11 protein-coding genes are annotated in these 14,088 nt (G+C 30.4%); 10 read left to right on the top strand and 1 reads right to left on the bottom strand.

Annotated elements, in window-relative coordinates; genetic code table 11:
• Window positions 1–86: 86 nt before the first annotated feature.
• The 10 genes from glyA to ACFQ5N_RS09050 all read left to right on the top strand — a co-directional run bounded on the left by glyA (window position 87) and on the right by ACFQ5N_RS09050 (window position 12,263).
• A complete protein-coding gene (gene glyA, locus ACFQ5N_RS09095) occupies window positions 87–1,361 on the top strand; it encodes a serine hydroxymethyltransferase (RefSeq protein ID WP_386809184.1) in 1,275 nt (424 codons plus the stop codon).
• 9 nt (window positions 1,362–1,370) lie between these two features.
• Complete coding sequence (locus ACFQ5N_RS09090) at window positions 1,371–1,772, top strand: DUF2059 domain-containing protein (RefSeq protein ID WP_386809183.1); 402 nt, start codon at window positions 1,371–1,373, stop codon at window positions 1,770–1,772.
• A 151-nt stretch (window positions 1,773–1,923) separates the two neighbouring features.
• On the top strand, window positions 1,924–2,634 hold the full coding sequence (locus ACFQ5N_RS09085) for a peroxiredoxin (RefSeq protein ID WP_386809182.1): 711 nt from the start codon (window positions 1,924–1,926) through the stop codon (window positions 2,632–2,634).
• Between the two features lie 171 nt (window positions 2,635–2,805).
• Complete coding sequence (locus ACFQ5N_RS09080) at window positions 2,806–3,414, top strand: DUF4136 domain-containing protein (RefSeq protein ID WP_386809181.1); 609 nt, start codon at window positions 2,806–2,808, stop codon at window positions 3,412–3,414.
• A gap of 155 nt (window positions 3,415–3,569) precedes the next feature.
• Window positions 3,570–4,367 carry a porin family protein gene (locus ACFQ5N_RS09075; RefSeq protein WP_386809180.1) on the top strand — a complete coding sequence of 266 codons (798 nt, stop codon included), beginning with the start codon at window positions 3,570–3,572 and terminating at the stop codon, window positions 4,365–4,367.
• Entirely contained in the window at window positions 4,336–5,550 is a 1,215-nt protein-coding gene (locus ACFQ5N_RS09070) for a hypothetical protein (RefSeq protein ID WP_386809179.1), read from the top strand. The genes ACFQ5N_RS09075 and ACFQ5N_RS09070 overlap by 32 nt, the downstream gene beginning before the upstream one ends.
• A gap of 95 nt (window positions 5,551–5,645) precedes the next feature.
• Window positions 5,646–6,791, top strand: coding sequence for an efflux RND transporter periplasmic adaptor subunit (locus ACFQ5N_RS09065; RefSeq protein WP_386809178.1), 1,146 nt, complete (start codon window positions 5,646–5,648; stop codon window positions 6,789–6,791).
• Between the two features lie 4 nt (window positions 6,792–6,795).
• The gene (locus tag ACFQ5N_RS09060; protein ID WP_386809177.1) at window positions 6,796–9,972 is read left to right on the top strand and encodes an efflux RND transporter permease subunit; all 3,177 of its coding nucleotides are present in this window, start codon (window positions 6,796–6,798) and stop codon (window positions 9,970–9,972) included.
• Window positions 9,972–11,555, top strand: a complete 1,584-nt coding sequence (locus ACFQ5N_RS09055; protein WP_386809176.1) for an efflux transporter outer membrane subunit — start codon at window positions 9,972–9,974, stop codon at window positions 11,553–11,555. Before ACFQ5N_RS09060 ends, ACFQ5N_RS09055 begins: the two co-directional genes overlap by 1 nt.
• Window positions 11,556–11,669: 114 nt before the next feature.
• Window positions 11,670–12,263: an ion channel gene (locus ACFQ5N_RS09050; RefSeq protein ID WP_386809175.1), complete on the top strand. Its 594-nt coding sequence runs from the start codon at window positions 11,670–11,672 to the stop codon at window positions 12,261–12,263.
• Here the strand turns inward: ACFQ5N_RS09050 and ACFQ5N_RS09045 are convergent.
• A complete protein-coding gene (locus tag ACFQ5N_RS09045) occupies window positions 12,260–14,086 on the bottom strand; it encodes a hypothetical protein (protein ID WP_386809174.1) in 1,827 nt (608 codons plus the stop codon). The two genes, ACFQ5N_RS09050 and ACFQ5N_RS09045, sit on opposite strands and share 4 nt — an antisense overlap.
• Between the last annotated feature and the right edge of the window lie 2 nt (window positions 14,087–14,088).

Here is a 14,088-nt window from a genome sequence, read left to right as displayed (position 1 = left end):
TCTTATCAAATATATAAGATTCTACCCAAAAGCAAAATGAAATTACTATTTTTGCGAAAATTTAACGTTTAATACAGTAAAATACTATGCAACGCGACCAAATTATTTTCGATTTAATAGAAGACGAAAGAGAAAGACAAACAAATGGTTTAGAATTAATAGCCTCAGAAAACTATGTGAGTGATGAAGTTATGGAAGCTCAAGGTTCAATATTAACAAATAAATATGCTGAAGGTTACCCAAACAAGCGTTACTATGGTGGTTGTGAAGTAGTTGATATTGTTGAGCAAATTGCAATTGATAGAGCTAAAGAACTTTTTGGTGCTGAATATGTAAATGTGCAACCACATTCAGGTTCACAAGCAAATACAGCGGTTTTTGCTGCCTGCTTAAAACCAGGTGATACTATTTTAGGTTTTGATTTATCTCACGGTGGACATTTAACGCACGGTTCTCCAGTAAATTTCTCAGGTAAACTATACAATCCTGTTTTTTATGGAGTTGATAAAGCTACAGGAAGAATTGATTACAACCATTTAGAGCAACAAGCTTTAGAACACAAACCTAAATTAATTATTGCAGGTGCTTCAGCTTATTCTAGAGATATAGATTTTAAAAAGTTTAGAGAAATTGCTGATTTAGTTGGAGCAATTTTAATGGCAGATATTTCACATCCTGCAGGTTTAATTGCAAAAGGAATATTAAATGATCCTATTCCACATTGTCATATTGTTACTACAACAACACATAAAACTTTACGTGGTCCAAGAGGAGGAATGATTATGATAGGAACAGATTTTGATAACCCATTTGGATTGAAATTAAAAAGTGGGAAATTAAAGAAAATGTCTACACTTATTAATTCATCTGTTTTCCCAGGAAATCAAGGTGGACCATTAGAGCATGTTATTGCTGCAAAAGCAGTGGCCTTTGGTGAAGCCTTAACTGAAGAGTTTTTACATTATCAAATTCAAGTAAAGAAAAATGCAGCTGCAATGGCAGAAGCTTTTGTTACAAAAGGTTACGAAATTATTTCAGGTGGAACAGACAACCATTGTATGTTAATTGATTTAAGAAGTAAAGGTATTAGCGGAAAAGATGCTGAAAACGCATTAACAAAAGCTGATATTACTGTAAATAAAAATATGGTTCCTTTTGATGATAAATCTCCGTTCGTTACTTCAGGAATTAGAATTGGTACAGCAGCAGTTACAACACGTGGTTTAGTTGAATCTGATATGCTTGCAGTTGTTGAATTAATTAATGAAGTTGTAGAAAATTATGAAAATGAAGAAAAGTTAGAAGAAGTTGCTGAAAAAGTAAATGCAATGATGGCTAACAGACCTTTATTTAAAATGTAATTCTATAATATGAAAAAAATAATTTTAATAGTAGTTGTATTTCTATGTGCATTTAATGTAAACGCACAAGAAGACACTTCATATAAAACAGATACTGAAAAATTAGTGGCTGTAATTTCTGAAAATGCTTTTAAACCTTATATTGATCAATTTGCATCAATGGTTGCAGCAGAAAAACAAGAAGATTTTAAAAAAGAGATTGAAGCAACTTTGCCTGGTTTATACAGTGAAATGGCAAAAATTTACATGGATCAATTTACACATGACGAAATTCTTGAATTGTTAAAGTTTTACGCAACTCCGGTTGGAAAAAAGATGGCTGATAATTCAGGTGCACTTACCCAAAAAGGAATGGTTGCTGGCCAAACTTGGGGAATTAAGGTTCAAGAAATAATTTCTAGGTATCAATAAAATATTTAATTAAATATTAAAAATCCCGCTACAAGCGGGATTTTTTTTAACCTAAATTTAACAAGCTTAAGTAATTTTAGTAACCAACTTTTTAGCTTTCAAAATCTAACTTTGAGTTTTAACAATTATTATTAATTTAAAAACGAATAGAATGGAAGAACAAAAAGAAATTACGCCAATGCCGCGTATAGGAGATAAAGCACCAGAATTTAAAGCCGTAACCACACAAGGAGATTTACATTTTCCAAATGATTATAAGGGAGAATGGGTTATTTTATTTAGTCACCCAGCAGATTTTACACCTGTTTGTACTTCTGAATTTATGACATTTGCATCAATGGCTGATAAATTTGAAGAAGCTAATTGTAAATTAGTTGGTTTGTCTATTGACGGTTTATACAGTCATATTGCTTGGTTACGTTCAATAAAAGAAAAAATTGAATACAAAGGCATGAAAAATGTTGAAGTTAAATTCCCTTTAATTGAAGACATTACAATGAATGTAGCTAACAAATACGGTATGGTACAACCAAACGAAGCAGCTACTCAAGCTGTTAGAGCTGTATTTTTTATTGATCCACAAGGAATTATAAGAAGTATTATTTACTATCCATTAAGCTTAGGAAGAAACTTTGATGAGTTGTACCGTGTAATTATTGCATTGCAAGCAGCCGATGAATTTGGAGTAGCAACACCTGCTGATTGGCGCCCTGGTGACGATGTAATTATTGGTCCTGCAGGTTCTTGTGGAACAGCTGAAAACAGAATGGCAGGAAATGAAGATATGGATTGTAAAGAATGGTACTTTTGTACAAGGAAGTTAGATAAAGATGAAGTATTAGATAAAATACTTAAAAAATAGACTTAAAAAAAACCTGCAATTTGCAGGTTTTTCTTTGGTATTAATCTGAACAAGGTAAATAAAGACTTTATAAAAAATAAAAAAATTTTGAATAATAAGTAAGAAATGAACGAATATGTCAATTGAACTATTATATTTGTTTTATAATTTTAAATAAAATATAAATTAATTATGAAGAATTTTTATAAAACAATATTTTTTATCGCTATTTGTTTCATGTTTAGTACAAATACTGAAGCACAAATTACATACGATTACGACAAAGACGTAGATTTTTCGGTATATAAAACCTACAGTTTTGGTGGTTGGCAAGATGATAGTGATAAAATAATTAATGATATAGACAAAAAAAGAATTTTATCATCATTTAAATCTGAATTATTAAAAAGAGATTTAGATTATCAATTAGCTGAAGCTGATTTAGTAATTACTTTATTTTTTGTAGTAGACCATAAAACTAGTACAACTGCTTATACTGATTATATGGGTGCAGGTATGGGTTACGGATATGGTTACGGTGGTGGCCGTTACGGAGGTTATTACAGACCAGCTTGGGGCTGGGGTGGAGGATACTCTACAACTAGTTACAGCGAAAACGATTATAAAGAAGGTACTTTTGTAATTGATATTTACGATGCTAAAACTAAAAAACTAATTTGGCAAGGTGTTTCTCAAAAAACAATTAATGAAAACGCAAGCAAACGAGCTAGAACCATTCCTAAAGGTGTAGCTAAAATTATGAAAAAATACCCTGTAGCTATCAATAAAAAGAAAAAATAGTTACAACTAAATTTTTACTCTAAAACTCCTAATTGAATTTATTAGGAGTTTTTTTATGAAATAAATTATTTTTTAGAATTAAAATAAAGTATCATTTATTTCATATTTTTATGCAAAATGCATTTTAAAAATTCTGATGTATTAATAACACTATTATGACAAAAAAAAATATCATAACATTATTGTTAATCGGTTTTACATTACAAGCCGCACAAAGTCAAGTGCTTATTTCCTTATTACTAGGAGATAAATTAAATACTGAAAAATTAAAATTTGGATTAGAAGGAGGTTACAATCTATCAAACATAACTAATTTAGAATCAGCAAAAGCAGCATCTAATTTTAATTTAGGATTTTATTTCGATATTTTATTAAAAGAAAATACCAATTGGTATTTGCACACAGGTGTTATTGTAAAATCAACAATGGGTGCTAAAATAGATTCGTATACATTGGATAATGAGTCTTTAAATGCAGTGTTAGAGGACGCCGATGTTCGTAGAAAAATAAATTTATTTAGCATTCCTATTAATGCAAGGTATAAATTTAAGAATAATGTTTTTATTGAAGCTGGACCAATGTTAGGCTGGATGTTGAAAAAATCTCATGATGAATTTACAGAAACAGATTTTGAAAATGAAGATGGAGAGTTACAATACCAAAACAAAATAAAAGATAATTATCACACATTAGATTTAGGAGCACAAGTTGGTATTGGTTATCAACTAAAAGCTATGAATAATATGTGTTTAGCAGTAAAATATTATCACGGAGTAATTGATACTAAAAAAGATAATTTAGGAGATCCACAATATAACACATCTTTTTATGTAGTTGCCAGTATTCCAATAGGAGCAGGTGAAAAAGCCAAGGCTAAAAATGCCGAAGCTGCAGCTAAAAGAGCGGCTAAAAAAGCTGAAAATGAAAAAAAGAAATTGCAACAAAAATTGTAAAATGAATTTTGCTGCTAAATATTTACATTTTTTTAGATGTATTACACTAGTTTTAGTTATTTCAACAAATTCAATTTTAGCTCAAAACACTAAAAGTCTTCCAAATAAAACATCAAAAATTTCATTTAAAGATTCAATTGATGGTGCATTTGATATAAGCGAATTTTTACTTGAACCAGAAGGTTTTCTTCCTGTTCCAATTATAATAACTGAGCCTGCTTTGGGTTATGGTGGTGGTTTGGCAGCATTGTTTTTAACACCTCAAAAAAAAGAATATGATATACCGGTTCCACCAAATATTTCTGGAATAATAGGTTTAGGAACCTCTAATAAAACTTGGATGGCGGCGTTATTTCATTTTCATGTTTGGGGTCCAGATAAAATTCGATATTTTGGAATGATTGCAAAACCAAATATCAATATTAAATACTATGGAAATAATAATGATTTTTTAAGTAAAAACCCTGTTGAATTTAATTTAGATGCTTGGTATTTACTACAACGTGTTAATGTTAGAATTGCTAAAACCAATTTATTTTTAGGTGGCTCTTATATATATTTTAAAGGAAATACAAAGTTTGATCCTTTTCCAAACAATCCAATTTTTGAAAAACTTTTAGCTGATTTAAATGGAAAATCTACCATTAGTATGATTCGTCCAATGGCAAATTTTGATAGTAGAGATAATATTTTTACACCTATAAATGGAATCAACTCTGGAATTGAATTTTCATACAACGCAACTTGGCTAGGTGCAGACAACACGTATCATCAAATAAACCCTTATTTTATTGGTTATAAGAAAATTACAGAAAATATTTCTTCAGCAATTAGGTTTGATGGAAACTTTATGTTTGGTGATGCTCCTTTTTATGCCAAACCATTTATTAATTTAAGAGGAGTACCAGCAATGAAATACCAAAGCGATAATACAATGCTAATTGAAACTGAATGGAAATTCAATGTCTACAATCGTTGGTCGTTAAACTTTTTTACCGGTACAGGAAAAGCCTTCCAATCTTTTAATGAATTTAACCCAGCAATTTGGGTTTATAATTATGGGTTAGGGTTTAGATATACGTTATCAAAACTATTTGGAATAGATGCTGGAATTGACTTTGCTTGGAGTAACAACAAGGATTTTGCTTTTACAATTGTTTTTGGAAGCGCTTGGAATAGGTAAAATTATTAAACTCACACTTTAGTTTTATGTTTTTAAAATGGTTACATTTAAATTTTCAAATAATATTCTTACATTTAAATTTAAAAACTTATTAAATGAAACTAAGATCACTTATTCTTGCAGTACCTTTTTTATTATTTTTCTCTTGTAAAGAAACAACACAAAAAGCACCACCAGTACCTCAAATTAAAGTAGTTGAAGTATTTACTAAAAACGTTCCCATATTTAATTATTTTGTAGGTGAAGTTTTTGGTCAAGAAGATGTTTCTATCAATGCAAGAGTTGAAGGCTATTTAATGGGAATTCATTTTGTTGAAGGAACAAGAGTAAAAAAAGGAGATTTACTTTATACCATAGATCCAGAACCTTTTAATGCCGCAATTGCAGGTCAAATGAGTTTGGTTACTGAAGCTCAAACAAAATATTTAAATGCCGAGAATAATTTAGCTAGAATAAAACCTTTAGCTGAAATGGATGCAGTAAGTAAAAGTGATTTAGATTTTGCAAAAGCAGATAGAGATGCATCTTTAGCAGCACGAAAGGCTGCTGAAGCTTCCTTAAAAATGGCTCAAATTAATTTAAGTTACACTAAAATAAAAGCACCAATCTCAGGTTTTATTGGTAAAACTTTAGCTCGTGTTGGAGATTTTGTTGGAAGAAGTCCAAACCCTGTAATTGTTAATACCATTTCAAAAGTTGAAAATGTGAGAGTTCAATTTTTTATAAATGAAACTAGCTATTTAACTTTAGCTAAAGAATATCAAAAACGATTTGGTGGTGAATTAGGAGAACGTGTTGAGAGAGTTGAAATTGAATTAATTCTAACTGATGGAAGTGTACATCCATATCAAGGAAAAGTGGATTTTGTTAACAGAGAAATTGATGCTTCTACTGGAGCAATTTTAATTCAAGCTACTTTTCCAAACCCAGAATTAATTTTAAAGCCAGGACAATATGTAAGAGTAAAAATAAAATATAAAGATGAAAATGATGCGCTTTTAATTCCGCAAAGAGTGGTTTCTGAATTGCAAGGGGAATATTCAGTATTTGTTGTAAATGCTGAAAATAAAATTGAATCAAGAAAAATTATTATAGATAATAAATACAATGATTATTATATTGTGAAAGAAGGACTTAAAAAAGGCGATAAAATTGTTTTAGAAGCTTTGCAAAAAGTAGGTTCAGGAATGACCGTTGTACCTGAAGTAACTGTTTTTGAAAGTCAAATTAAAACTCAATAAAGCTATGTCTGAAAATAAAGGAAACTTTTTTGTTCACCGTCCAATAGTTGCCATTGTTATTGCTATTGTTATAGTAATTGTAGGAACTGTTTCATTAATTGGATTACCAATTGAACAATATCCTAACTTAACACCGCCAATTGTTCAAGTAAGAGCAAGCTATACAGGTGCAAACGCAATTAATGTTGAAGAGTCTGTAGCAACACCATTAGAGCAACAAATTAATGGTGTTGATAATATGATTTATATGAAATCTACCAATGCAAATGATGGTAGTATGAACATACAAGTTTCGTTTGATGTAGGTACAGATCCTGATATGAACACCGTTTTAACACAAAACAAAGTTTCAGCAGCATCAGCAAAATTACCAAGTTCTGTTACTAAATTAGGAGTTACTACAGAAAAATCACTGCCTAATATTTTAATGATTGTTGCTTTAAGTTCTGAAGATGGAAGATACGATCAAGATTTTTTAGGAAATTATGCTCTTATTAATATTAAAGATAAACTTGCTCGATTAAAAGGAATTGGAAGCGTAAGTGTACTTGGAGCCTCAGATTATTCGATGCGTATTTGGATTAAACCAGACAAATTATCACATTTAGGTTTAACGGTTCCTGAAATTATTAATGCCATAAATGAGCAAAATATTATTGTTCCCGGCGGAAAATTTGGAGCGCAACCTTCACCTGTTGGAACAGAGTTTACGTATACAGTACGTTTACCTGAACGATTTAATTCAGCTGAAGCATTTGAAGATATTGTTGTAAGAACACAGCCTGATGGTTCTCAAATTAAATTAGGTCAAGTTGCAACCGTAAATTTAGGTGTTGAAACTTACAATATGATTCCTAGAGTAAATGGTAAAACAGCTGCAATTATTGCTTTATACCAAGCTCCAGGTTCAAACGGATTAGAACTTGCTAAAAAAGTAAAAGATGAAATGAATTTACTTTCTGAAAGTTTCCCTGAAAGTATAAAATATGAAGTTTCTTTAGACACAACAAAAGCAATTGAGGCAGGTATTAGTGATATTACGGTAACACTTATAATTGCCTTAATATTAGTAGTTTTAGTTGTTTTTATTTTTATTCAAGATTGGAGAGCTACATTAATTCCAACTTTAGCAATACCAGTTTCATTAATTGGAGCATTTATATTTTTCCCTTCATTAGGTTTTACAATTAATGTATTATCCTTATTAGGACTTGTATTAGCCATTGGTATTGTGGTTGATGATGCTATTGTGGTGGTTGAAGCTGTTCAAGTAAATATTGCCAAAGGAATGAATACCAAAGAAGCTACATTAGATGCTATGCAAAAGGTAACAGCTCCCGTAATTGCAACAACATTAGTGTTGGTTGCAGTATTTATTCCCGTTGCCGGAATGGCTGGAATTACCGGCTTACTTTACCAGCAATTTGCAATAACAATTGTAGTTTCTGTATTAGTTTCATCAGTTAACGCATTAACATTAAGTCCGGCGTTATGTTCATTATTATTAAAAAAACCAAAACCTTATGGAGGTCCGTTAGGCTGGTTTTTCAATAAATTTAATAATGGAATGGATAAAACCACCGATTCTTATATGAGTTACACCAATATAGTTTCTAGAAAAATTAAACGCGGAATTGTATTTATTGTAATAATGACAATTGGTGCGGGTATTTTTGGAAGCTTAGTTCCTGCAGGTTTTATTCCTGAAGAAGATATGGGATATTTTTATGTAAATGTTCAATTACCAAATGCTGCATCTTTACAAAGGTCAAATGAAGTAACAAAAGATATTGAAAAAATTCTAGAGGAAATTCCTGAAGTTGAATTTATTACTACAGCAACTGGTTATAGTATTTTATCTGGTGCAATGACCTCAAATACAGGATTTCTATTTGTTGGAGTTAAAGATTGGGCAGAACGTGATAAAACTGCTAAAGACATTATTAATATTGTAAATAAAAAATTAGCTACTAGAATTAAAAATGCACAGGCATTTGCATTTGGACCACCAGCTATCCCTGGTTTAGGGAATGGTTCTGGGTTTAGTATGATGCTGCAAGATAAAGTTGGAAATACACCTCAATATCTAGCTGAAAATACTATGAAATTTTTGAAGGCTGCAAATGCTCGACCAGAAATTGGCAGAGCAGCAACTACTTTTCAAGCATCAGTTCCACAGCGTTTTATGGATATTGATAAAGAAAAAGCCCTTAAACTAGGGGTAAAGTTGAACGATTTATATACAACTGTTGGTGCATTTATGGGTGGTGCTTATGTAAATGATTTTACCCGCTTTGGGCGTTTGTATAAAACCTACATTCAAGCAGAGCCTGAATACAGAGTTGATCCAAAACAGATTAATAATTTCTTTATAAAAAATAATGAAGGAAATATGGTTCCGCTGTCAACATTAGCAACTATAAAACCAATTTCAGGTCCAGATTATACAACTAGATTTAATTTATACAGATCTGTAGAAGTAACCGGAGCACCTGCTGAAGGTTTTACTTCTGATCAAGCACGACAAGCATTAAAAGAAGTAGCAGCTGAAGTATTACCACCAGAAATGGGTTATTCTTGGAATGCAATGTCATTTCAAGAAGAAAAAGCTTCAGGTTCCCTAACAACTATTCTTACATTTTCTTTAGTATTTGTATTTTTAATTTTAGCTGCACAATACGAAAGTTGGTCGTTACCTTTTGCCATTTTATTAGGAACACCATTTGCTATATTTGGAGCTTTATTTGCACTTTGGATTGGGCGTTTAATTAGTCCTACTTTTGAAAATAATATTTTTGCTCAAGTCTCCTTTGTAATGTTAATTGGTATGGCTGCAAAAAATGCTATTTTAATTGTAGAATTTGCCAATGACGAATTTAAAAAAGGTTTAAGTTTATTTGATGCAGCAATGGCAGCTTCTAAATCAAGGTTTAGACCCATTTTAATGACAGCTTTTTCATTTATTTTAGGAGTATTTCCGCTAGTTGTTGCATCGGGTTCTGGTGCCGAAGCTAGAAAAGTTATGGGAATGGCGTTACTAGGAGGAATGGGAATAGCCACATTTTTAGGTGTATTTTTGTACCCTTTACTATTTGTTTTTATTGGTAAAATTGCTGGCTACGAAAAGAAAAGAGATAAACAAATGAATGTACAATTAGAAAATGCTAATACCGCCAAATAATGAAACAGAAATTTAGTTTATATACAAGCGTTTTTTTACTACTAATAACAATTACATCTTGTAAGGTTGGACCAAACTATCAGAAACCGGTAGTAGAAACTCCAGAAGTTTTCAAGTACGAAAAAAACAGTTTAGACAGTATCATTGATTTAAAATGGTGGGAATTATTTCAAGACCCGGTGTTAGATTCTTTAATTTACGTAGGTTTAAAACAAAATAAAGATGTATTAATTGCCGCTAGTAGAATTAATGAATCAAGAGCTAATTTAGGATTTACAAAAGCTGATTCTGGCCCAAAGTTAGGTGTGCAAGCTAGTGCAGGCGGTACAAATTTTGGAGTGACTGATGTGGTCTCTGGTACAACGTATAAATCTTTTGAAGCTTCAGCAACATTTAATTGGGAACTTGATTTTTGGGGGAAATATAGACGTAGTAATGAAGCCGCTAAAGCAGCAATGCTTAGTTCTTTTTATGGAAAAAGAATGGTGGAGATTGGTTTAATTTCAGAAATAGCAACTAACTATTTCCAATTATTAAATTATAAAACGTCTTTAAAAATTTCTGAAAACACCTTAGAAATTAGAGAAAATGCACTTAAAATTATTCAAAACAGATTTGATTTTGGAACAACCAATATTATTGATGTAAATCAAGCTCAAATTCAAAAATCAATTGCACAAGCTGCAATACCAGTTTATAAACGTCAAATTGCATTTATAGAGAATAACTTAAGTGTTTTACTAGGAGTGAACCCACAAAACGTTGCGGTAAACATCTCTTACGAAGCGTATCCTTTTCCTGAAGCTATTCCGTCTGGAATTCCTTCAGAAATATTACAACGAAGACCTGATTTACTTCAAAGTGAACAATTATTAAGACAACAAAATGCATTAATTGGTGTGGCAACTGCTTTACGATTTCCATCTATTAGTTTAACTGGTTTATTAGGAGTTGGAAGCTCAGACATTTCAAATTTAATTTCTAACGGTTTAGGATGGGGCGCAGGTGCTAGTTTATTAAGTCCGTTATTTGAGTGGGGTAAAAATGCAAGGCGAGTTGATATTGAAAGAGAAAGAGCTAATCAATATTTACTTAGTTATGAGAAAAATGTATTGCTAGCTTTTAGTGATGTAAATAATGCTTTAATTGAAATTTCAACATATAAAAATGAATTAGCTGCTTACAAAGCAATGGTTGATGCCGCTTCAAATGCAAGTAAGTTATCTTATGAAAGATACTACCAAGGTGTTACAAGTTATTTGGAAGTTATTGAAAATCAACGTCAAGAGTTTGAAGCAGAATTAAAATATTCAAGAAATTATCAAGATTTACTAATCTCTTATGTGAATTTATATCAAGCGCTTGGAGGCGGATGGATAACTCCTGAAGAATTAGATAAATACGCTTCGCAAGTAGCAAATGAACAAGGTGTAGATGTAGATCCAATTGATAAGGAAACATTGTTTTATCAAGGTCAAATTGTAGATTATTACTTAACTCCTGATCAAGAGAAATTAAGAAAAGAGATGGCGAAAGAGCAGCGAAAATTAGAAAAACAGCAAAGAAAAGCTGCTAATAATTAGTTTAATAATTTGTGAATTTTAGTTGTGGTAGATAAAATATATCCATATCGTTTCGAAATATTTTTTATTAGTTTAATTACAATTTTGTTTGGTGCTATTTTTTTTCCAAACAAATTGATTGAAGATATTTTATCTCCAATTTTATTTATAATAAATTTCTTATCAGGAATTTTAATGATTTCAAAAACAAAAAAACTAAGAAGGTTATTTTTGTTTTTACTAGCCATAATTATAATTGTATTTTACAGAGCTCAGGTATTAAAAGATCAAACTAATTCAAATGATTTTGTTCGATTAGCTGCATATTTTGTGTTTTATGTTACAGTAACTTCTGAATTAATTAAGCAAGTTTGGAAATCTAAAATTATAACCAAAAACATTATAATTGGTTTAATGTCAGGTTATATATGTTTGGGTTTAATAGGTTTTTTTATTTTTTTAGCTATTGAAATTTCAAGTCCGGGTTCTTTTACAGTTGCTAATTTAAATTTACATGAAAGCACTTCGCAAGTAGATTCATTTTTATATTTTTCGTATATAACGTTATTAACCATAGGTTATGGAGAAATTACACCAGTTACTTTAATTGCTCAAAAAGCAACTATTATAACTGGTTTAGCTGGTCAATTTTATATGGTTATTTTAACCGCAATTGTTGTTGGTAAATACATTTCTCAATCTGTAATTAGAGATGAAAAAAGCAATTAATATTCGGTTAACGGAAGTGCTTGTAGCTTTCTTTTAAATTTACTATTATTTCCAATTTCTTTTTTACCCTTTGCTGGTTCTTGTTGCGTTATGGTTGATACTCCCACTGCACAACTAATTTTAAAATAATAATTTGTGCCCAATTCAATTTGTGGTCTATTTGATGAAAGTGCCATTTCATTTGGGTTTGTTCGTACAGAAAATTTAAAAGACCTATCATCACAAACAGTTGATTTATAACGTGTTCCAGGTTGTAATTTAGCTAATAATTCACCGTGATTGTATAAATACACTGTTTCTTCACATTCTAAAAAACCATTTTTTCTGTAGAAATAAATTTCACTACACGCTGATGAATTTGTAGTTTCATTTGTATTACTTGTATTTGAAGTGTTATTTTCTGAAGATTTCACCATAAAAGGAACATTTTCTATTGCAAAACTTCCTTGGTTTTGTTTATCTGAAAAACCAATTTTTAGTTTTGAAATACTTGATGTAGTTGCAGGTATTTCTTTAAATGAAATAATTAAAGGAACCGCAATATTTTTTATTAAATTATATTCTACACTCCAATAAGATTTATTCGCAATTATAATATTATTAGATTTAAATTCAAATCCATTATTATCGTATAAAAATATGTTTCGTGTATTAATTTTTATCAATTTATCTAGGTTTAAACTTGTAACAGTGAATGTAAGGACAACATCTGAATTTAATTTTTCAACTGAAAGTAAATCAAATTTAAAATCTAATGTTTCCTCGCTCCAATGTCCTTTTTCTTTAACAACTGTTGAAAAATCTTCAGATTCATCTCCAAAATACAAATCGTTAAAATTAAAGTTACTTGCTATTTTATTTGATGAAAATCCAACTTTGAAAGATGTAGCAAACTTTGCTGTTGAAGCAATTTCATTAAACGTAATTTTTAAAGGAACAGGCGTATCTTTTATCAAATTATAATCTACAGTCCAATAAGAGTGGTTTCCTAAAGTAATATTTGTTGGCTTGTATTCCAATCCGTTGTTTTCATATAAAAAAATATTTCTGTTATCTAAATGCAGTTCTTTGTCATTATTTAAGCTTGTAACATCCATAATAAATGTAACTCGGTTACCACTTTTTTCAATATCTAATAATTCAAACCTGAAATCTGAAACTTCTTTGGTTAAATCTTTATCTGTGATTACATTCGATTTTTTTTGCTGTGTTATTGGATTAAAAAAACTTTCTAATAATTTATCCATTTCATCAGCTCTAATTACTTCTCCGTATCCAATTCCATCACTTGAAATGGATTGTAACATTCCTAAAAATACTTTCTGTCCTTGGTATTCAACAAATAGAGTAGAGCCGCTCATTCCTTGATAAAATTTATCTTTAACGTCTTCAGGTTCAATAGTGATATATTGTACATCAATATCTGTAATTTTTACCGAGACTTTTGTTGCACTTCCATCTTTGTTTCTTAGTTCTAAATAACCTTTGTGAATATTATTAACTATTGTGTTATAATTTTTATTTAGTTGCCATTTTGTGCAATTTTGATTGTGTTCTTCTGAAAATTCAAGTAAGGCTAAATCACCAACATATGTTTTAAACAAATCGGCTCTAGCCCTTTGACGACCTTCACCATAAATAGAAATTGGGCCGTTGTAATTTTTTAACAAATGGTTCGGTGTTACAACAAAACACTCGCTTCCGCGCATTTTTAAAAAGCCTCTTCCAAATTGATTGGTTTGAACATAAACGGTAGATTGACTAAATATATTTTGAAAAAATAGTATGCATATCCATAAAAATAATTGACTAAAAAATTTCATAA

The sequence above is a fragment of the Lutibacter holmesii genome (genome assembly GCF_042679665.1).
GTDB classification, from domain to species: domain Bacteria; phylum Bacteroidota; class Bacteroidia; order Flavobacteriales; family Flavobacteriaceae; genus Lutibacter; species Lutibacter holmesii.
Note: the sequence above shows the minus strand (reverse complement) of the source record. Positions and strands in the feature narration are given on the sequence as shown.

What these genes read in the sequence shown, in the direction of transcription:
- glyA (WP_386809184.1), top strand. Translation starts at nt 87, where the DNA reads ATGCAACGCGACCAAATTATTTTCGATTTAATAGAAGACGAAAGAGAA.
- ACFQ5N_RS09055 (WP_386809176.1), top strand. Translation starts at nt 9,972, where the DNA reads ATGAAACAGAAATTTAGTTTATATACAAGCGTTTTTTTACTACTAATA.
- ACFQ5N_RS09080 (WP_386809181.1), top strand. Translation starts at nt 2,806, where the DNA reads ATGAAGAATTTTTATAAAACAATATTTTTTATCGCTATTTGTTTCATG.
- ACFQ5N_RS09070 (WP_386809179.1), top strand. Translation starts at nt 4,336, where the DNA reads ATGAAAAAAAGAAATTGCAACAAAAATTGTAAAATGAATTTTGCTGCT.
- ACFQ5N_RS09045 (WP_386809174.1), bottom strand. Translation starts at nt 14,086, where the DNA reads ATGAAATTTTTTAGTCAATTATTTTTATGGATATGCATACTATTTTTT.
- ACFQ5N_RS09075 (WP_386809180.1), top strand. Translation starts at nt 3,570, where the DNA reads ATGACAAAAAAAAATATCATAACATTATTGTTAATCGGTTTTACATTA.
- ACFQ5N_RS09085 (WP_386809182.1), top strand. Translation starts at nt 1,924, where the DNA reads ATGGAAGAACAAAAAGAAATTACGCCAATGCCGCGTATAGGAGATAAA.
- ACFQ5N_RS09060 (WP_386809177.1), top strand. Translation starts at nt 6,796, where the DNA reads ATGTCTGAAAATAAAGGAAACTTTTTTGTTCACCGTCCAATAGTTGCC.
- ACFQ5N_RS09065 (WP_386809178.1), top strand. Translation starts at nt 5,646, where the DNA reads ATGAAACTAAGATCACTTATTCTTGCAGTACCTTTTTTATTATTTTTC.
- ACFQ5N_RS09090 (WP_386809183.1), top strand. Translation starts at nt 1,371, where the DNA reads ATGAAAAAAATAATTTTAATAGTAGTTGTATTTCTATGTGCATTTAAT.